Origin of the sequence: Rathayibacter rhapontici (assembly GCF_001995175.1) — a bacterium.
Lineage (GTDB): Bacteria > Actinomycetota > Actinomycetes > Actinomycetales > Microbacteriaceae > Rathayibacter.
The window spans coordinates 1-18,028 of the sequence record NZ_MUKN01000023.1 but is presented as its reverse complement, the minus strand read 5'-3'; the positions used below and the strand labels follow the sequence as shown (position 1 = coordinate 18,028).

The window sequence follows — 18,028 nt, the reverse complement described above, 5'->3', positions numbered from 1 at the left end:
CTCCGGCATCGGTCAGAGGCTGCTGAGCGAGCTCACGAGGCCGGCGTAGGTGCCGTTCGCCGCGGCCTCGCGCGCCCAGCGGGCGTTCTCGACGACCAGCTCGCGGGCGTCCGGGTTCTCGCGCAGCAGGGCCAGAACCTCGGACACGTACTCGTCGAGCGGCATGGCCTGCTGGCTGTCCTCCTGACCCAGCAGAGCCGTCCGGACCGCGGGCGGCACGATCTCGACGACCTGCACGCCCGCTCCGGCGAGCGCGATGCGAGAGCTCTCGGTGAACGAGTGGAGCGCGGCCTTCGTGGCGCTGTAGGTCGGGGTCGCCGCCCACGGCACGAAGGCGAGCGCGGAGGAGACGGTGAGGATCGCGGCCCCCTCCTTACCGGCCAGGACCGGAGCGAACGCGTAGACCATCCGGATCGTGCCCAGCAGATTGATCTGCACGTGCTGCTCGGCGATGCCGACGTCGGACGGGTCGAGCAGGTCCTCCATCAGCATGATCCCCGCGTTGTTCACGACGACGTTCAGGCCGGGGTGAGTGAGTTCGATGCTCGCGCGCGCCCGGGCGATCGACTCCGGATCGGCGATGTCGAGCTCGATGGCGTGCAGGCCCGGGTGCTCGGCCGTGATGGCGTCCAGGAGCGACCGGCGCCGCCCCGCGACGATCACGGTGTTGCCGGCGTCGTGCAGGCGGAGGGCGAGCGCGAGGCCGATGCCCGAGGTGCCGCCGGTGATGAGGATCGTGCTCCCGGTGAGGTCCATGTGGTCGAGCTCCTTCGTCGTACCGCCCCTGGTCGGGCGGCTCGAGCGACGTTAGGCGGGTTCGGCGGAGCGAGGCAGAGACCGGTCGTCCACGGATCGGCGATCCCTGGATCGCTTCTCCGGCGCCCCCGATCGGGATCCGCGGCGTACGATTCTGGTGATACGGAGACAGTCTCCGTCTACGAGGAAGGAGTGGTGATGGCCCGCACCGAGACGACGCGCGCTCGAGCACCCCGCGCGGACGCCCAGCGCAACCGGGACCTGATCCTCGACACCGCCGAGCAGCACTTCGCCGAGCACGGCGTCCGCGGCTCGCTCGACGCGATCGCGAAGAGAGCCGGCATCGGGGCCGGAACCCTCTACCGGCACTTCCCCACCCGCGAGGCGCTCCTCGCGGCGCTGCTGGCCGACCGTGACGACGCGCTCGTCGCCCGGCGCGAGGCGCTCCGCGACGGCTCGGTCGACCCGGCGGAGGCGCTCGACGGCTGGCTCCGGGCGGTCGTCGAGTGGGCGGGGGCCTTCGAGGGCCTGCCCGACCCGCTCCGGGCGGCGACGGGAGCCGACTCGTCCCCGCTCGCGACCACCTGCGAGGGGTTCGTCACCACGACGGCCGAGTTCCTCGAGGCCGCGCAGCGCGACGGTCGGGCACGGAGCGACGTCCGGGCCCGCGACCTCTTCCTCGCCGCGCTCGCCCAGAGCTGGGTGCGCGGCGCCGCGCTGGCGGACCCCACGTCCGGTGCGGCTCTCGCCGCGCTCACCCGCAGCGGCTGGGAGACGTCCCGCGACCCGGTCCCCGGCCGGGGCTGACCCCCACCACGACCACCCACCCACGAAGGAGACAGACATGACGCGCATCGGGATCATCGGCAGTGGAGACATCGGGAGCGGCATCGCCCGCCTGGCGATCGCCGCCGGGCACGAGGTGCTCCTCGCGAACTCGCGCGGTCCGGAGTCGCTCCGCGACCTGATCGAGGAGCTCGGTCCGCAGGCGCGGGCCGGCGATGCGCTCGAGGCCGCGGAGTTCGGGGACATCACTGTCCTCGCCGTGCCGCTCGGCGCCTACCCGGGCCTGCCCGGGGGCGCCCTCGACGGCCGCACCGTGCTCTCGACCGGCAACTACTACCCCCACCGCGACGGGCGGATCACCCGACTCGACGCCCTCGAGCTGACCACCGCCGAGCTCGAGCAGGAGCTCCTCCCCGGCGCGGTGATCGTGAAGGCCTTCAACAACATCCTCTGGCACCACATCCCGAACCTCGCCCACTCGACCCCGCGCACCGCGCTCGCGGTCTCCGGCGACGACGAGCAGGCCAAGGCCGCCGTCTCGGCGCTGGTCGACGACCTCGGCTTCGAGCCGGTCGACGCGGGCACGCTCGCCGACTCATGGCGCACGGAGCCCGAGTCCGGCGCGTACACGCCGGTCTACGCCGCCGACCTCGAGGTCCTCGCGAAGGACTACCTCGCCGACCCGGGAGCGCCCGTGACCGCGGATCGCCTCCGCGGGATCATCGCCGCCTCGCACCGGGCGGACGTCGCCGCGCGGCAGTTCTGAGGACGCGGTAGAGGACGCAGGCGGCGGCTCGCAATCCCCTCCCGCCCCGCGCGCGGCTCCGGCACCGTGGTCGTCATGAGGAAGCTGCACTACTCCAGCGGGACCATGCTCGTCGCCGATGTCACCTGCAAGGCGGTCCTCCGCTACGCCCGGGCCCTGGCCGATGTCGGGAAGTCCGACGTGATCTCCGTCCCGGTGATCACCGAGGGCGGGAGCAGCGCCACGGCGCACCTGCTCATCGGACCCGCGAGCCAGCTGTGGTCGACGCCGGTCGAGAACAGCCACGGCGAGGAGCCGGTCGACGCGGAGGCCATCGCCCACATCGAGCAGGAGACCCGGCGGATGCAGCCCTCGCGGCCCGCCTGGAACGAGGAGATGACGGACCTGCCGGACCTGGACTTCCTCACCTATCCCGACCCCGCCTGACCGCGCAGGCTCCGCCGCTCCCGTCCGTCGGACGGAACCTCGGCCGGGCGTGGTGCTCAGCCACGATGACGGCTGAGCACCACTCCCGGCTGAGGTTCTGCGCGCTGCCGGACGGGAGCGACAGCGCCGCGAGGTCGCCTCGCCCTCCTCTCGGGCAGCACCGGTCCCCGTCTCTTGACACCATCGCGCAGCCGTCATCATCATTCAGGGACGATCGGCGGCGGCGGGCCGCCGGCATCCCGGAAGGAACGGCGCACCGATGCCCACCATGATCTTCGTCAACCTGGCCGTCGACGATCTCGCCCGCTCCCGTTCGTTCTTCGAATCGCTCGGCTACTCGATCAATGAGGGCTTCAGCGACGAGAACGCCGTCAGCGTGGTGATCAGCGACACGATCGTCGCCATGCTGCTGACGCGGGAGTTCTTCGCCGAGTTCACCAGCAAGTCGATCATCGACGCCACCACCTCGACCGAGGTGCAGCTCGCCCTCAGCGCCGAGAGCAGGGAGGAGGTCGACGCGATCCACGCGAAGGCCCTCGCCGCGGGCGCGACGCCCGCGGGCGAGCAGGACCACGGGTTCATGTACTCCAAGAGCTTCGACGACCCCGACGGCCACCACTGGGACTTCGTGTGGATGGACCCGGAGGCGGCGGCCGGCGGCGCGCCGGAGCTGACCCTCGAGGAGATGCGGGAGAACACCACGCACAGCTGAGCCGCGCCGGCGCCGGATCAGTCGACGGGCGCGGGAGGAGTGGTGCAGCGCTCCGACAGGTCGGAGTAGACGAGCCCGTCCGGCAGGTCGGCGCGGAACGCCCTCCGCGTCTCGTCGTCGTCGAGGACCGACCAGTGGACCTCGTCCTGCACCTCGGGCTCGAACTTGTCCCACTCGAACCAGTTGATCATCCGGATGTTCGGGAACCGCGTGGCGACGTCCTCCGAGAGGACCTGCCGCCACCAGGCCTGCTTGATCGCGAGCTCGCCCGCCGGGTCGCCCCGCGGCACGACGAGCGCCGCCGTCTCGGGGATCGCGACGGGCTTTCCGTGCTCGACTCCGTAGGTCTGGTAGAAGTCCGGGGCCGCCGTCTCGTCGCCCGCCGCCCCGCTGTACGTGCCGGTCAGCTGCGCGGCGAACTTGCCGGGCTCGGGCAGCTCGTTCTCGCCCCACGGATGCGCGGAGCCCCAGTGGTAGAGCGACATGCCCACCCAGTCGACGGCGTCATCGCCCGGGTAGTACGGCGCGTAGGGGTCGTCGTCGAGGGTGAGGACCCCGTCGCCGGTCGTGTCCAGCAGGGCGAAGTCGGGGGTGCCCGGCTGCGCGGCGGAGGCGCCGCCGGTGAAGGGGTACCCCTCGGCGCTGTTCGGCGCCCACATCATCGCCGTCCCCGGAGCGTCCGCGTGCACGGCGGCCGCCACCCGCCGGAACGTCTCGATGTAGGCCGCCGGCTGCTGCCCCCACGCGTACCAGGAGCCGTTCATCTCGTGCGCGAACCGCACGATGACCGGCACCCCCCGCTCGTTCACCGACGCGGCCAGGTCGGCGATGTCCGCTGCGACGTCGTCGGTCACCGCGGCGAGGCCGCCGATCGACTCCAGGGTGAGCAGGAGCGTCCCGCCGTTCACGCGCAGCTGCTCCGCGGCCTCGTGCACCTCCTCGCGCTCCCCCGCGCTCAGCGGGAGGTCTGCGAAGGCCACCGCGACCGACGGACGCTCGCCCAGAGCCGCGCTGTACTGCTTCAGCGTCTCCGCTCCCCAGTCCAGATTGACCCCGAACAGGGTCCCCTCCGCGGGCACGATCTCTGCGGCCGGGCGGACGACGCACGAGGCGACGGCCCCCGCGGACGAGCCCGAGCATCCGACGAGACCGGACACCGCGGCGGCGAGCGCGAGGGCGGACAGGGAGCGGAAGCGGGGCACGTTTCACGGTAACCGCCTACCCGTCGTCTGGCGGGTGCTCCTGATCCCCTCCTCGGCACCCCCGTCAGCGGGGCACGGCACGCCGGCGCGGCTCCTCGCGTCTCCGCCCCGACTGCGGCGGTCCGCATCGGCGCACCCCGTCCGCGCGCCGCCTGCCGGACCGCGACAGGATGGGTCCTGCCTCCGCAGCACCGCGGCCGCTCGAGAGAGGAACCGACATGGGACTGTTCTCCCGACGACGTCCGACCGACGCGGCTCCCGTGCCCGTACTCGTCGATCCGGTGGCGGGGACCGCTCGCGTCGCGCCGACGCCGTGCCGCTCTACCCGCTGGTGATGGACGACCGGGCCGCCGCATCCCTGCGCTCGCGGTCCACCGCCTCCGACGGCCCGCTGCTCACGGTGCACGACTCGGGGCTGACCGTGGCGTACGTCCTCGAGCGGGAGGCGGCGTGGGAGTACGTCACCGCGGCGACCGCGGAGCGGCTCGGCCTCACCGAGGCGGCGGTCACGGCGGAGTCGCTCGCCTGGCTCGCGCGCCTCGCCCCCGTCGCGTCGGGCGGCGATGGGCGGTTCCGCCTCGAGATGCCGGAGGGCAGCGAGGACCTCGCGGCGTCCCTCATCCTGCGCGCGGACGTCGTGCACGCGCTCGTCGACGAGTTCGTGGCCGGCGACCCGGTGGTCGCGATCGGGCAGCGCGTCGCGATGCACCTCTGCGGGACGGACGACACCGAGGCGGTCGAGGGCCTGCGCGAGCTCGCCCGCGGCCTCTACGAGTCCGGTGACGCGGCTCCGGTCAGCACCGCCCTCTACCGGCTCGGCGCCGACGGATCCGCCCGCCCCTGGTGACGCGGCCGTGTCGCCTCCACGGGCGACCGCGCCGCGGGCCGGGCCACCGCAATCCCCTGCGCCGTCGGACCGACGCGAGTACAACGAGAGGATGCAGCGCATCTTCTACGCCGGCGACTCCGTCCTCACCGGGACCGACATCGCACAGGCCGTCCTCGCCTACGCCCAGGCACTCGCGGGGAAGCAGTCGTCGGCGACGGTGGACATCCCCGTGCTGCTGTCGACCGGCGAGCGCGGCGAGGCCTCCATCCTGATCGGCCCCTCCAGCCAGCTCTTCTCCGAGACGCCGGAGGAGGACTCGCCCCAGGAGCTCACCGACGACGCGCTCGTCCAGCACCTCACCGAGCTCGCCCGGGCCCTCGGAGTCGCGCGGCCCGTCGTCGAGTCGGCCGCCGACATCGCCGAGCAGCACCGCGGCGACGTCGACCTCGACTTCGACCCGCCGGCCCGCGCGACGGAGTGACGACCGTCCGAGCACGCCGCTAGCTCCTGCTCCCGGAGCATCGCAAGCCCCGTGCGGGCTCGCGAGGGCAGCGGTGACTCTGAGAGGGTGCAGCAGCTGACCACCACCTCGACCGGCATCCCGACCACCGACGCCGACCTCCGCTCACCCGGGCGCACTGATCGCCGTCCCGCTCCGCAGCCCGACGAGTTCTGATGCCGGCAGCCGGTCCCGGGGACGGTGACGCCCCGATCGCGCCGGACGAGCCGGCGTTCGTCTCCTCCGCACCGTCGCGGCACGCGGCCGTCGTGCACCAGGCCGCCGGCTTCGTGGGTGCCGGTCTGCGGGCCTCCCCCGACGACGCCCTCGTGATCCTCGAGCGCGAGGCGCAGCGGCTCCGGATCGACCTCACCGTCCTCGCCGGCGACGTCGTCGAGCGGCGCCGCCCCCTCCCGAAGGTGGATTGACCGCTCTCCTCGTCGCTCACTCCTGCCGTCGCGCACGAGGCGTGCTGGATACGCTCGGACGAAGCACCGCACCGACCCGAGACGAGGAGCCCCGATGAGCACCAGCCCCGGTCCCCTGGACGTCGCCTTCACCGCGCCGATCGGCGTCACCGTGAAGGGCGAGCTCTGGTCGTGCGTGGAGGTGCCCGGCTCGGTGGAGCTGTTCGGCACCGGCAAGGCGGTGAAGGTCCGCGCCTCCGTCGACGGCGAGCCGGTGACGGCCGGGCTGCTGCCCACCGGCACCGGCGGGCACATGCTCTCGATCAGCGCGAAGCTGCGGCAGACCCTCGGCAAGGACCTGGGCGACGAGGTCGCCGTGCACCTCCTCGACCGTCTGACCTGACGCGATCGGGCCGCTCAGGCCCTCCGCAGCAGCGACCGCACCTCGTCGAGCACGAGTCCCGTCGCGACCGCGAGCGCGTGCTCGTCCGCTCCGCGATCGGCGGCCGCGCGCAGGATCGCGGTCGCGCTCTCTTCGGCTCCGCTGCCGATCGAGCCGCCGAGTCGAGCCATCGCCTCCGCGGCGTGCGCGACCGCCGCCGTCGCCTCGTCGGACGGCACCGCGGGCGGCTCGTCCAGGTCGATCCACCATCCGCGAGCGGGGCGCCGAGGGGCTTCGTCCATCCTCCGACGCTACCGGCCGATCGAGGAGTCCGCCGGAGCCACCGGCGTCGATCGCGGACGACTCCGACCGATCACTTCCCGCGACGACGGGTCGCCGAGCGCGGCGGCGCCGACCGGAGGTGCTCGCCGACGCTCCCCAGGATGCGGGCGAGGTCGCTCGCATCCTGATCGGAGAGGGGTGCGAACAGCAGCCCGTGCACCGTGGCGATGTGCCCGGGGAACACGGCCCGCAGGACCTCGCGGCCGGCCGTGGTGATCGCAGCGATGGTGCTGCGCTCGTCGTCGGGCGACGGCGAGCGGGTGAGGAGGCCGCGCTCCTCGAGGAGCTGCGCCTGGTAGGTGAGGCCGCTGCGGCTGTGCACGAGGCCGTCGGCGAGATCCGTCATGCGCAGGCGCCCCTGGGCGGCATCGCCGAGCCGCGCGAGGAGCTGGAACTGGATGTAGCTGAGCCCGCCCGCCTCGCGCAGCTGCGACTCGACGGCGGGGCGCAGCAGGCTGCTCACCTCGGTGAACGCCAGGTAGGCGGCGAGCTGCGTGGGCGTGAGGGCCGCGGGGGCGTCGGTCATTCCTCCATCCTACCGATTGCTTCGAGTTCGAAGCAGTGCTACCGTCGCCGCAGGTGCTTCGAATTGGAAGCAACAATGAGAGGAACGACATCATGAAGGCAGTCCAGTTCTCGCAGGTCGGCGGACCCGAGGTGCTCGAGTACCTCGACATCGAGCGGCCGACCCCGGCCGCCGGGCAGGTGCGCATCCGCGTCGCCGCCTCCGCGTTCAGCGCGGCGGACGCCGGCATGCGCGCCGGATTCCTGCCCATCCCGATCGAGCTCCCGCACGTCCCCGGCTACGACGCGTCCGGGACGATCGACGCGATCGGCGCCGACGTCGAGGGCGTCGCGATCGGGGATCCGGTGATCGCCTTCCTGCCGATGGAGCGCGACGGAGGCGCGGCCGAGTACGTGCTCGCCCCCGCCGACGCCGTGGTCGCGGCCCCGACGAGCATCCCGCTCGCCGACGCGGCCGCCCTTCCCTCCGTGGCGCTGACCGCGTGGCAGGCACTGTTCGACCACGGGCGACTGGAGGCGGGCCGGCGGGTGCTCATCGTGGGCGCCGGCGGCGTGGTCGGGAAGTACGCGATCCGACTCGCGAAGCGCGCCGGCGTGCACGTCACCGCGACCGCGAGTCCGCGCAGCATCGACGCCGTCCGCGCCGCCGGCGCCGACCGGATCATCGACCACACGAGCACCGACGTCCTCGCCGCCCTCGACGGACAGGTCGACGTGCTCCTGAACCTCGCGCCTCTCGAGCCGGAGCTCTTCGGCGCCTCGGTGGCGGCCGTCCGCGACGGTGGTGCCGTCGTCAGCACCACCGCGTTCCTGACCACCCCCGGGGACGAGAGCCGCGGCGTGCGCGCCGAGACCGTGTTCGTCCTCCCGAACCGCGATCGGCTCGCCGAGCTCGTGCGCCTCGTCGACGACGGCGACCTGACCGTCGAGGTCACCCGGCGGATCCCGCTCGCCGACCTGCCCGCCTTGCACGCCGAGGCCGCCGCGGGCCCGATCGCCGGGAAGGTGATCGTGCTGCCCTGACCGGCGCGGCCCCCGCCGAGACGGCCATAGTTGCTCCATGGACGACGCGGTGGACACCCTCCTCAGCGGCCCCCGGGGCCGGCGACTCTGCCTGGAGGTCGCGATGAGGGCGGACCCGGCGGTGAGGACCGCCGCGTTCCTCGCCTCTCTCGCCTTCGACCAGGGGCACGGCGTGCGCTACTCCTCGACCGAGGGCTGCTGCTCGAGCGAGCGCGTCGCCCCCGATCCCGGTCCGGAGGAGGTCGCCGCCGCGATCGACGCGCTTCCGGGTGACGCCGTCCCCGACGACGTCCTCCGCGAGGGGCTCTGCGCGAGTGTCGACTCCGCGTGGTACTGGCAGGAGCCGGACGGGCAGGACGTGCTCGCGTCGCTGCCGGCGGTCCGCTCGGCACTCGTCCGGGTCGCCGAGGACGTGCTCGCCTCACAGGTCGGCGCGGAGTGGACGCGGCCCCGCGGGTCGGAGCAGTGGGCGGTCGACTGGCGCCCCGACTCGACGCGTCCGCTCCCCCTCGGCGCCGCGGCGCTCCTGGAGGAGTGGGCCACGGCCCGACGCTCCGAGGAGGAGCAGGCGGCGCGGGAGCGGCCGACCGACCCGCAGGCCCGCTTGTCGGGCACCTGGTGGTCCCTCCCCCTCCGTCCGCTGCGGACGCAGTCGCGGATCGAGGATCTGCTCGAGCTGGTCGAGGACTCCGCAGGGCTCGACGCGGCCACCGTGATCCCGGTGGTCGGCGACGGACGCACCCTCGAGATCGGCTCGGCGGCCGACTGGGAGGAGCTCTGCCGGACCCACCCCGCCGAGGTCACCGCCTCCCGCCGGCACGACTGGTACCGCGTCACCGGGTGGGAGGGACGCTGGCTGATCCCCGACTGGCAGCGCGTCGCGGCCGACTGGGACGCCGTGCACCTCACGACCCTCGGCTACCTCTCGGCGGCGACGCGCCTGATCCCCGTCGGCGACGACTACGGCTCGGTCATCGCCGGCTGGGCACCCGACAGCACTCTCCGGCTCACCGACAGCGCACACGAGGCGGACGCACCGCGCCAGCAGTGGGTGCGCCCGAGCGGCGAGGACCGCTGGCGGAGGGTGTGAGGGCGGTTGTCGGAGAATCCTCGGCGCCTCTTGCCCTCGCGCTTGCATTTTGCAAGCATGGCTCGCATGAGCCTCTTCATCACCTGCCCGGTCGACAGCGTCGAGCGCGCGACCGCCTTCTACACGGCCCTCGGCTGGACCCTCAACACCGACATGTCCGACCACAACGTGTCCTGCTTCGCGATCGCGCCCGAGCAGTACGTGATGCTCGGCAGCCGCGAGATGTACGCGGGCGTCGGCGGCACCGAGGACCTCATCGGCGGGCCCGGCACGCCCTCGAAGGTCACGGTGTCGTTCGACCTCCCCAGTCGGGAGGCGGTCGACGAGCTGGTCGAGCGCGCCGCCGCCGCGGGCGGGCGGGTCGGCGACACCGACGACTACCCCTTCATGTACCAGCGCCAGTTCGACGACGTCGACGGCTACCACTACTCGCCGTTCTGGATGAAGTCGGACGTCGATCCGGCGGAGTGAGCGATCTCTCCGCGGCTCTCGAGGTCGTCGGCGCCCGGTGGGCCCTGCTGATCGTGGAGCGGCTGCTCGACGGGCCGCAGCGCTACGGCGACCTGCAGCGCGACCTCGGCGTGCCGACGAACATCCTGGCGACCCGCCTGCGCGAGCTGGAGGCGGCGGGCGTGCTGACCCGGCTGCCCCTCCGCCACAACACCCGCGCCTACGCGCTGACCGACCGCGGGCTCGCCCTGCGCGAGGCGATCGCCGCGCTCGGACAGTGGGGCGCCGACGAGAACGGAGACGCGACGTGACTGCACTCCCCGCGATCGGAGCCGCCGCCACCCGCGCGCTCGCGGCCGTCGGGATCCGCACACTCGAGGACCTCCGCGAGCGCGATCTCACTCAGCTGGCGACGCTGCACGGAGTGGGGCCGAAGGCGCTGCGCCTGCTCACCGAGGCGTGCGCATCGTCGAGCGCCCAGGTCGTCGCGTCCTACTCCGCTCGAGCCGACGGGTACGCCGAGCTGTTCGGGTCGATGTCCTCCGTGCACCCCTCGGACGAGCGACTCGTCTCGTCGTGGGCGCAGAGCGTCGAGGGGCGCCTGCTCGACGCGGGATGCGGCCCCGGGCAGTGGACGGCGCACCTCGCCGGGCTGGGCCTGGAGGTCAGCGGTGTCGACCGCGTGCCGGCCTTCGTCGAGCTCGCTCGACGGGCGCACCCTGAGGTGTCCTTCGCCGTCGGCGACATCGACGCCCTGGAGGAGAGGGACTGCAGCCTGGGCGGGGTCCTGGCCTGGTACTCGCTGATCCATCACCACCCGGACGCCCTGCCGCGTGCGCTGGCCGAGTTCGTGCGCGTCCTCCGACCGGGCGGGACGCTCCTCGTGGGGTTCTTCACCGGTTCCGGAGTGGAGGCCTTCGACCACGCGATCACCACGGCGTACCGATGGCCACCGGAGGCACTCGCGGACGAGCTGCGCGCCGTCGGCTTCGAGGTCGTCGAGACGCGCACCCGCACGGAGCAGGCGCCCGGGCCCCGTCCCCACGGCGCGATCCTCGCGCGGCTGAGCAGCGACGACTGACCGCGGGTGACCCTCAGAGGTTCGCGCGGACCTGGTTGATCGGCAGCTGGCCGAGGGCGACGGAGTCGGGAGTCCGCTTCGTCACGACGGGTCCGCCGGGCTCGCCGAACGGGTCCGGTGGCAGCGGAGGGCGCTTGCGACTCAGCAGCCTGCTCAGGATCTCTCTGATGCGCTTCATCCGGATCACTCCCCCGTCTCGGCCCTGCGGGCCGACGCCTCCGGCCAGAATGGCACGGACACGGCACCGCCCCCGGCCCCCGCGACGAGCGGGAGACGGGGGCGGCACCGGCGAGGCGGATCAGTGCTTGCCCGGCACCTTCCTCGTGACGATCACGTCGAAGCTGCTCGTCCGGGTGTTGCCGGCCGCGTCCTTCGCCGTGCAGGTCACGGTCGTGGTGCCGATCGAGAAGCGGCTGCCGCTGGGCGGGCTGCAGACCAGGCGGACCGCTCCGTCGCGGGTGTCGATCGCCGAGGGCGGCGTGTACGACAGCTTCACTCCGGACGCTCCGTTCGAGACGGCGTGCACGTCCGGCACGTCGGCGATGCGCGGAGCGAGCACGTCGGCCGGGCGGGCGGGCAGCTTCGTCGGGTCGACGATGCCCCAGTAGGCCGGCGCGACCTGCAGGTCGTCGTCGAACGGCAGCGGCTGCTCCCACGGGCGGGCCATCGGCCACGTCCGCAGCCAGGTGCGGGCGTTGCTGATGCCCCAGAACGTGACCGACTCGATCGAGGAGTCGTGCTCGCGGAGCATCGCGAACAGGTCGCGGTAGTAGTAGCCCACCTCGGCCGCCGCGTCCTCGTCGTTCGCGAACGCCGGGCTGTACGGGTCGACCGGGGCGCCGCTGACGTCGGCGCCCTGGTTCTCGGTCGATGCGTTCACGTCGAGCTCGGTGATCGCCTGGAGCAGCGTGGGATCGAGCTTCTCGACCGCCTCGATCGAGTCCTCGAGCCACTGCACCGGCCGGGCGACGTCCACGTGGGCCTGGTGGCCCACTCCGTCGATCGGCACCCCGCGGGCCTGCAGGGCCGCGATGAGCTCCACGTAGTCCGCGCGCTTCTCGGGCATCTCGGTGTTGTAGTCGTTGATGAACAGCTCGGCGTCCGGGAAGTACTGGTCGGCGAGACGGAACGCCTCGTCGACGAAGCCCTCGCCCAGCACCTGGAACCAGCGGCTGTCGCGCATGTCGTGCGGATTCGCGGTGTCGCCGTCCGCGATGACCTCGTTCACGACGTCCCATGCCCAGATCGGGCTGTCGCCGTCGGGGTAGCGGGCGTCGATGTGCGCGGCGATGCCGGCGATGTGCGCCCGCATCCGGGACTTCAGCAGCGCCTGGTCGGCGGGGCTGCTCGTCAGCGGCCGGTCTCCGTCGAGGAAGAACCACGCCGGGGTCTGCGAGTGCCAGGCCAGCACGTGCCCGTAGACCTCGATGCCCTCGCGTCGGCGAAGTCGAGCAGCTGGTCGAGCTGCGTGAAGGCGAACTGCCCCTCCACCGGCTGCACGCTCTCGGGCTTGCCCGCGTTCTCGGGCGTGAAGGCGTTGTAGTGCTTGCGGAGGAGGTCCGCGGCGGTGCCGACCGTCTCGCGGGCGTCGATGGCGACTCCCACGTGCTCGATCCCGGCGGCGCCCAGCACGTCCTTCAGCGCGGGCACGTCGGTCTGGATGGGCTTCTCGACGATCGGCTCGAGGACGAAGTCGTCGAGCAGGAAGTCGACGCCCACCGGGCCCTCGACGTAGATCTGCACCCGGTCTGCCGCCGCCGCGAGGGTGTAGGTGCCGCTCATGCGGACCCAGCCGTCGGCCGTGACCTGCGCGCCGGCTCCGGCGACGCCCTCGTAGGCGCTGCCGCCGCCGTTGTCGCGCTGCACCGAGATCTTCAGCCCCGCGGGCGACTCGCCCGGAGCGAGCTTCGCCCAGACCGAGACGCCGACGGCCGTGCCCACGGGCAGGCCCTCGGTGACGTCGAGCGTCGCGCCGTGCCACGGCTGCGTGCGGTTCGTGACGAGCAGCGCACCGGATCCGGTCCGCGCGTCGGTGCTCGCCGCGACCTGCACGCCGTCGCCGCGGGCCGCCCAGCCGTCGAGGCCGCCCTCGAAGTCGGAGGAGACGCCCGCCTGCACGGCGGCCGTCGCACCGCCCTGGGGCAGCACGAACTCCCAGCCCTCGGCGGCCTTCTCGGTGACCACGGTCGTGACCGCCTTCACCGTGCTGCTGCGGTCGCCTCCGCCGTCGTGGGCGAGGACGATCGCACCCGGAGTGAAGGCGGCGCGGAGGTTCGCGGTCAGCGTCGCCTCGCTGAGGTCGTTGCCGTCCCAGTCCGAGATGGTCGAGCCCAGCCCGAGCGGCTGCATCCCGAGCGCCGCGGCCACCGCGCCGGTGGCGCCCCAGCTGCCGTTGGGGGCGCGGAAGTACGGCACGGCGAGCGCCGGGTCGCCCACGGCCTCGCGGATGATGCGGAGGTTGGCCTTGAGGTCGGTCTCGACCTGCGCCTGCGTCCACGAGCCCATGTCGGCGTAGGAGGTGCCGTGGTTGCAGAGGGTGTGGCCCTCGGCGACGATCCGCCGCAGCAGCTCCGCTCCGCCCGCCTGCTGGACGTTCTGCCCGATGATGCAGAAGGTGGCGCGGATGCCCTGCGCCTTCAGCAGGTCGAGGATCGCGGTGGTCTCGCCCGGGTTCGGGCCGTCGTCGAAGGTGAGCGCCACCCGGTTCCCGGTGCCGCGGGCGGCGGTGACCGGCGTCGTGGTGGCGGCGGTCGCTCCTCCGGGCACGAACGAGGCGTCGGGGGTGGGCTGCCAGGTGACGAGCGCGGGAGCCGCGGTGCCGGTGATCACGATGTCGTCCAGGAGGTAGTCGTAGGGACCTGCGAGCGCGCTCGTGCCGAGGTAGGCGCGGAGGGTCGCCGGATCGGCGCCGGCCGGAGCCGAGAAGGTGCCGCTCACCGTGGTCCACGCGTCGGCGGTCACGGTCGTGTTCCCCACCCAGGAGTAGGTGGGCTCGACGACGAAGCGCGCGGAGGCCGTGGTGGCGGCGGGAGCGGCGAGCCGCACCTGGGCCGACATCGTGTAGGAGCCGCCGGGCTGCAGGAGGTTCGCCGGCGTCTTCACTCCGTCGTAGTCGTTCGCGCGGCCCTGCACGAGGAGCGCGCGATCGCCGCCCTCGGCGACCACCGACAGCGTCGGTCCGCCGTTCTGCACGAGCGGGTCGTAGGCGCCGTCCTCGAAGTCCTCCTGCAGGAGGACCGCCGGCGCGGTCTCGGCCGCCTGTGCCGACGGCAGGGCGACCGCTCCGGCGAGCAGGCCGAACGCGGTGGCGCCCGCGAGCAGGCCGCGGCGGTGCCGGAGGGAGGGGGTCGCGGTCAGGCGGCAGGGGGTGACCGGAGCGACCCGGTCGTCGTCCCGGATGGGATCGTTCTTCATCGAACAGCACCTCTCGAAAGTTTCGACCTCAGTGTCGAAATCTGTTGGTGAGAGGACGCTAACCGACCCCCTTCCAGGGGGTCAATTGTTTTCGAAACAGTTTGTTGCTCATGACAACGAACGGGAGCGGATGCGGCGCCGTTCGAAAGCACAGGAGGCGCGCGTGAGATCCGCGCGTTGGAGCCGCGCGCGTGAGATCCGCGCGGTGGAGCCGCGCGCGTCAGATCTGCGCGGTGGAGCCGCGCACTACCAGCGTCGTCGCCAGATCCATCCGCAGCTGCGAGGATCCGCCGTCGCGCAGGCGCAGGACGAGACGGGTCGCCTCCTCGCCCATCAGGCGCAGCGGCTGGTGCACGGTCGTGAGCGGAGGCGAGGTCCACTCCGCGATCGGCAGGTCGTCGTACCCCACCAGGGAGAGGTCCTCCGGCACGCGCAGTCCCCGCATCCGAGCCGCCTCGAGGACGCCGAGGGCCTGCAGATCGGAGCCGGCGAAAAGGGCCGTGGGCGGGGTCGGACCCGCCAGGAGCTCCAGCGCGTGGTCCCGCCCTCCGGGCACGTGGAAGTCGCCGAAGCGGATGAGCGACTCGTCCACTCCGACGCCCGCCGAGCCCATCGCCGAGCGGAACCCGTCGAGCCGCGCGCGGGAGCACATCATGTCCGGCGGACCGGTGATCACTCCGATCCGCGTGTGCCCGAGTTCGAGCAGGTGCCGCGTCGCGAGCACCCCGCCCATCCAGTTCGCCGACCCGACCGACGGCACGTCGGGGGCGGGGTCACCGGAGGGGTCGATGATCGCGAACGGGATTCCCGCGGCGCGCAGACGCCGCTTCTGCTCCTCCGGGAGGCCGGAGAGGACGAGCACCACGCCCGCCGGCCGCCGACCGAGGACGCCGGTCACCCACTCGGGACCGGGCGAGCGGTGATCGCCGCTCAGCGTCAGCACCACGCTCATGCCGTGCTCGCGGGCGACCGCCTCGACCCCCTGGATGATCTGCGTCGACCAGGCGCTCTCGATCTCGTGGAAGACGAGCTCGAGGTACGTCGACCGCGAGCCCTCGCCGCGGCGGCGGTAGTCGTGCGCGTCCAGCAGCGCCTCGACCCTGCTGCGGGTGCCGGGCGCGACGTCGGACCGGCCGTTCAGCACCTTCGAGACCGTCGAGATCGACACTCCCGCCTCGTCGGCGACCCGGGCGAGCCGCGCGCGCGACGGGACGACGGGTGTCTCCTCCACGGTGCACCTCTCGTCCGGGGGCCGCAGTCGGAAGACGACGCGCGGCCGGAGGGACGTGCGGCGAGCGCGCGTCCTCCCCGATCCTACGAGCGGGACCGCGGTCAGCCGACCGCCGCTGCGCCGGGCTCGACGACGGGTCTCGGCGTGCGGCGGAGGGCGTGAGCACTGATCGCCGCGGCGGCCACGAGGCACACGGCGTGGAGCAGGAGCACGACCGGATCGGGAGCGGGCGCGTCGACGGCCTGCAGCGCGGTCGCGCCGAGCCACGGCAGCGTCCCGGACGCCGTGACCACCGCGGGCACCGGACGCCCGGTCGCGAGCAGCGCGACGGCCACGAGCAGCGCGAGCGCTGCCGCCGGCGGCACGGAGTAGGGGTTCGCGACCGCGGTCCACAGCTCGCGCTCCCCGATGCCGAGCAGCCGGTCGTTCACCGCCAGCCCCCCGACCAGGACGACGAGCCAGGCGGCGCCGACGAGCGGCACGGTCCGGATCCTCCGTGGTGCTCCGAGGAGGCTCAGACCCGCGAGCAGACCGAGGACGAGCATGTTCGTGGCTGCGGCCGACGCCGGATCCGGAACCGCGCGGCCGACCACGAGCGTCCCGGCCGCCGCGACGACCGTCACCACTCCGGCGATCCGCGCCGACCGCCGGTGCCCGACGCAGGCGAGGACGACGAGGGCCGCGAACGCGACCGCAGTGACGGTGCCGGTGCTGAGGAACGCGCCGGAACCGGCCTCGGCGAGGTGGACGGCCCTGTCCGGGAGGAACGGCGCCCAGACGACGAAGACGAAGTAGACGAGAGCGAAGGCCCCGCCCGACCCGAGAGCGGAGGCGGCGATCGCGTCGCGGGCGCGGGCCGGGACGAGGGCGTCGAGGCGGGCGGCGGCTCCCGCGCGGGCGAGGTCCCACCGCTCCGCTCGACTCGGATCGGTCCGGCCCTCGGCCTCCGCGATGTCGAGCATCGTGCCGATCAGGACGTCCTCGTTCGCTGCGCGCCACGACCTCGGGTACCACCCGGCGAGGCGGCGGTAGCGGGCCTCGAGATCACCGGTCATGCCGCACCCCCGGCCGTCGTCGGCGCGAGCCGCCGCGCCAGCCCGGTGCGGGCGATCACCGCGTTCCGCTCGAGCCGGTCGGCCTCGGCAGCCAGGACCGCCGCTCCGTCGTCGGTCAGCGCGTAGTGCCGCCGCGTGCGGCCGTCGACGACCGTCTCGCCGGCGGGAGCGATCGCTCCGGAGTCGACGAGCCGCTCGAGTGCGGCGTAGAGCGTCCCCGCCCGCAGCCGCACCGAGCCGCGCGAGAGGACGCCCACCTCCTCGATGAGCGCGTAGCCGTGCCGGGGTCCGCCTGCGAGGGCGGAGAGGATCAGGAACGTGGGCTCCTGCATCTGGGTGCCTGCCATGCTCGGAGCATACATCGATGACCGGCATATGCAGCGCTCGAGTGCGCCGAGACGACACGAACCGGGGTCTCGTAGCTCCCGGAGCCCGGATCGGACCCACTCGTCACGCACCGCAGCCTTGAGACGACGCGAACCGGGCCCGGGGGCGCCGCAGGGCCCGGCCCGTGTCCACTCGCCGCGTGCCGCGGCTCCGAGACGACGCGAAACGGGCCCTCAGGGCTCCGCGGACCCCGGTCGGCGCCCAGTCCGAGGACGAGACACGAGCCGGTCGGCCTGCCACCCGTGCCCCCGGAGGCGATCGCGGACGGGCCCCGTCGCACGCCACGAGCTCCCCTCGCCCCCGTTACGCAACAGAGATGCGCCGCCGCGCCGGACCACTGCCGCCGAGGGCTGCGGACTGAGAGAGATCGCAGTGAACGCCCGGGGGAAACGATGGTGCGTCTCGATCGACGACCACCACTCGACGAAGGACACCATCGTGCCTGCACCCTCTCCTCGCGCCCGCTCGGCGCGCTCCCTGCTCTCCGTCCTCGCGGCCTCGAGCGCCGTCCTCGGAGGACTGCTGATCGCCGCGCCGTCGGCGAGCGCCGCCACGGCGACGCCGACCGCCACCGCCGCTCCGACCGGGACCGCGACCCCCGTCACTACCCCCACCGCCACTGGGACGCCGACCGCCGGACCCACCGCCACTGCGACGCCGACCGC

23 protein-coding genes and 1 pseudogene are annotated in these 18,028 nt (G+C 73.3%); 14 read left to right on the top strand and 10 right to left on the bottom strand.

The window, feature by feature from the left end; genetic code table 11:
* Nucleotides 1-12: 12 nt before the first annotated feature.
* Complete coding sequence (locus tag B0T42_RS09045) at nucleotides 13-756, bottom strand: SDR family oxidoreductase (protein ID WP_077222870.1); 744 nt, start codon at nucleotides 754-756, stop codon at nucleotides 13-15.
* Nucleotides 757-954: 198 nt separating this feature from the next.
* On the opposite strand from B0T42_RS09045, the gene B0T42_RS09040 reads away from it, so the two are divergent.
* From B0T42_RS09040 to B0T42_RS09025, 4 genes are all read left to right on the top strand, one after another.
* A complete protein-coding gene (locus B0T42_RS09040; RefSeq protein ID WP_077222869.1) occupies nucleotides 955-1,563 on the top strand; it encodes a TetR/AcrR family transcriptional regulator in 609 nt (202 codons plus the stop codon).
* 37 nt (nucleotides 1,564-1,600) lie between these two features.
* Nucleotides 1,601-2,308 (top strand): NADPH-dependent F420 reductase, encoded by a 708-nt coding sequence (locus tag B0T42_RS09035; protein WP_077222868.1) that lies wholly within the window; start codon nucleotides 1,601-1,603, stop codon nucleotides 2,306-2,308.
* Between the two features lie 75 nt (nucleotides 2,309-2,383).
* The gene (locus B0T42_RS09030) at nucleotides 2,384-2,734 is read left to right on the top strand and encodes a hypothetical protein (RefSeq protein WP_139344463.1); all 351 of its coding nucleotides are present in this window, start codon (nucleotides 2,384-2,386) and stop codon (nucleotides 2,732-2,734) included.
* 259 nt (nucleotides 2,735-2,993) lie between these two features.
* Nucleotides 2,994-3,446 carry a VOC family protein gene (locus B0T42_RS09025; protein ID WP_077222866.1) on the top strand — a complete coding sequence of 151 codons (453 nt, stop codon included), beginning with the start codon at nucleotides 2,994-2,996 and terminating at the stop codon, nucleotides 3,444-3,446.
* A 17-nt stretch (nucleotides 3,447-3,463) separates the two neighbouring features.
* Here B0T42_RS09025 and B0T42_RS09020 read toward each other — a convergent pair whose 3' ends face one another.
* Nucleotides 3,464-4,648 carry a glycoside hydrolase family 26 protein gene (locus tag B0T42_RS09020; RefSeq protein WP_077222865.1) on the bottom strand — a complete coding sequence of 395 codons (1,185 nt, stop codon included), beginning with the start codon at nucleotides 4,646-4,648 and terminating at the stop codon, nucleotides 3,464-3,466.
* A gap of 313 nt (nucleotides 4,649-4,961) precedes the next feature.
* Here B0T42_RS09020 and B0T42_RS09015 point away from each other — a divergent pair, with 313 nt between their 5' ends.
* The 4 genes from B0T42_RS09015 to B0T42_RS09000 all read left to right on the top strand — a co-directional run bounded on the left by B0T42_RS09015 (nucleotide 4,962) and on the right by B0T42_RS09000 (nucleotide 6,786).
* Nucleotides 4,962-5,495, top strand: a complete 534-nt coding sequence (locus B0T42_RS09015; RefSeq protein WP_077222864.1) for a hypothetical protein — start codon at nucleotides 4,962-4,964, stop codon at nucleotides 5,493-5,495.
* A gap of 91 nt (nucleotides 5,496-5,586) precedes the next feature.
* Nucleotides 5,587-5,958, top strand: a complete 372-nt coding sequence (locus B0T42_RS09010; protein ID WP_077222863.1) for a hypothetical protein — start codon at nucleotides 5,587-5,589, stop codon at nucleotides 5,956-5,958.
* A 194-nt stretch (nucleotides 5,959-6,152) separates the two neighbouring features.
* The gene (locus B0T42_RS09005; RefSeq protein ID WP_077222862.1) at nucleotides 6,153-6,404 is read left to right on the top strand and encodes a hypothetical protein; all 252 of its coding nucleotides are present in this window, start codon (nucleotides 6,153-6,155) and stop codon (nucleotides 6,402-6,404) included.
* 94 nt (nucleotides 6,405-6,498) lie between these two features.
* Nucleotides 6,499-6,786, top strand: a complete 288-nt coding sequence (locus tag B0T42_RS09000) for a DUF1905 domain-containing protein (RefSeq protein ID WP_077222861.1) — start codon at nucleotides 6,499-6,501, stop codon at nucleotides 6,784-6,786.
* A 14-nt stretch (nucleotides 6,787-6,800) separates the two neighbouring features.
* Here the strand turns inward: B0T42_RS09000 and B0T42_RS08995 are convergent, their stop codons facing one another.
* Together B0T42_RS08995 and B0T42_RS08990 are read right to left on the bottom strand one after the other, a co-directional pair.
* The gene (locus tag B0T42_RS08995; RefSeq protein ID WP_077222860.1) at nucleotides 6,801-7,067 is read right to left on the bottom strand and encodes a hypothetical protein; all 267 of its coding nucleotides are present in this window, start codon (nucleotides 7,065-7,067) and stop codon (nucleotides 6,801-6,803) included.
* Between the two features lie 71 nt (nucleotides 7,068-7,138).
* On the bottom strand, nucleotides 7,139-7,633 hold the full coding sequence (locus B0T42_RS08990; protein ID WP_077222859.1) for a MarR family winged helix-turn-helix transcriptional regulator: 495 nt from the start codon (nucleotides 7,631-7,633) through the stop codon (nucleotides 7,139-7,141).
* A gap of 92 nt (nucleotides 7,634-7,725) precedes the next feature.
* On the opposite strand from B0T42_RS08990, the gene B0T42_RS08985 reads away from it, so the two are divergent.
* The 5 genes from B0T42_RS08985 to B0T42_RS08960 all read left to right on the top strand — a co-directional run bounded on the left by B0T42_RS08985 (nucleotide 7,726) and on the right by B0T42_RS08960 (nucleotide 11,276).
* Complete coding sequence (locus B0T42_RS08985; RefSeq protein ID WP_077222858.1) at nucleotides 7,726-8,655, top strand: NADP-dependent oxidoreductase; 930 nt, start codon at nucleotides 7,726-7,728, stop codon at nucleotides 8,653-8,655.
* A 37-nt stretch (nucleotides 8,656-8,692) separates the two neighbouring features.
* On the top strand, nucleotides 8,693-9,745 hold the full coding sequence (locus B0T42_RS08975) for a hypothetical protein (protein ID WP_094742716.1): 1,053 nt from the start codon (nucleotides 8,693-8,695) through the stop codon (nucleotides 9,743-9,745).
* Nucleotides 9,746-9,811: 66 nt separating this feature from the next.
* Complete coding sequence (locus B0T42_RS08970; RefSeq protein WP_077222855.1) at nucleotides 9,812-10,216, top strand: VOC family protein; 405 nt, start codon at nucleotides 9,812-9,814, stop codon at nucleotides 10,214-10,216.
* Nucleotides 10,213-10,506, top strand: a complete 294-nt coding sequence (locus B0T42_RS08965) for a winged helix-turn-helix transcriptional regulator (protein ID WP_077222854.1) — start codon at nucleotides 10,213-10,215, stop codon at nucleotides 10,504-10,506. The genes B0T42_RS08970 and B0T42_RS08965 overlap by 4 nt, the downstream gene beginning before the upstream one ends.
* The gene (locus tag B0T42_RS08960; RefSeq protein ID WP_158078085.1) at nucleotides 10,503-11,276 is read left to right on the top strand and encodes a methyltransferase domain-containing protein; all 774 of its coding nucleotides are present in this window, start codon (nucleotides 10,503-10,505) and stop codon (nucleotides 11,274-11,276) included. The genes B0T42_RS08965 and B0T42_RS08960 overlap by 4 nt, the downstream gene beginning before the upstream one ends.
* Before the next feature lie 13 nt (nucleotides 11,277-11,289).
* On the opposite strand, the gene B0T42_RS19980 is transcribed toward B0T42_RS08960, so the two are convergent.
* The 6 genes and pseudogenes from B0T42_RS19980 to B0T42_RS08935 form a co-directional block, all read right to left on the bottom strand.
* Entirely contained in the window at nucleotides 11,290-11,454 is a 165-nt protein-coding gene (locus B0T42_RS19980; protein ID WP_158078084.1) for a hypothetical protein, read from the bottom strand.
* A 120-nt stretch (nucleotides 11,455-11,574) separates the two neighbouring features.
* A complete protein-coding gene (locus B0T42_RS21240) occupies nucleotides 11,575-11,943 on the bottom strand; it encodes an HYR domain-containing protein (RefSeq protein WP_236720196.1) in 369 nt (122 codons plus the stop codon).
* Nucleotides 11,926-14,690 (bottom strand): annotated as a pseudogene (locus B0T42_RS21235) (endo-1,4-beta-xylanase); the annotation flags it as partial. The pseudogene B0T42_RS21235 and the gene B0T42_RS21240, both read right to left, overlap by 18 nt.
* A 220-nt stretch (nucleotides 14,691-14,910) precedes the next feature.
* Nucleotides 14,911-15,921 carry a LacI family DNA-binding transcriptional regulator gene (locus B0T42_RS08945; protein WP_077222852.1) on the bottom strand — a complete coding sequence of 337 codons (1,011 nt, stop codon included), beginning with the start codon at nucleotides 15,919-15,921 and terminating at the stop codon, nucleotides 14,911-14,913.
* Nucleotides 15,922-16,022: 101 nt separating this feature from the next.
* Complete coding sequence (locus tag B0T42_RS08940) at nucleotides 16,023-16,976, bottom strand: hypothetical protein (protein ID WP_077222851.1); 954 nt, start codon at nucleotides 16,974-16,976, stop codon at nucleotides 16,023-16,025.
* Entirely contained in the window at nucleotides 16,973-17,323 is a 351-nt protein-coding gene (locus B0T42_RS08935; protein ID WP_201788515.1) for a PadR family transcriptional regulator, read from the bottom strand. Before B0T42_RS08935 ends, B0T42_RS08940 begins: the two co-directional genes overlap by 4 nt.
* A 478-nt stretch (nucleotides 17,324-17,801) precedes the next feature.
* Between B0T42_RS08935 and B0T42_RS20645 the strand changes: the two genes are divergently transcribed.
* Nucleotides 17,802-18,028, top strand: a 227-nt coding sequence (locus tag B0T42_RS20645; protein WP_201788514.1) for a hypothetical protein, incomplete at its 3' end; no start/stop codon positions are given.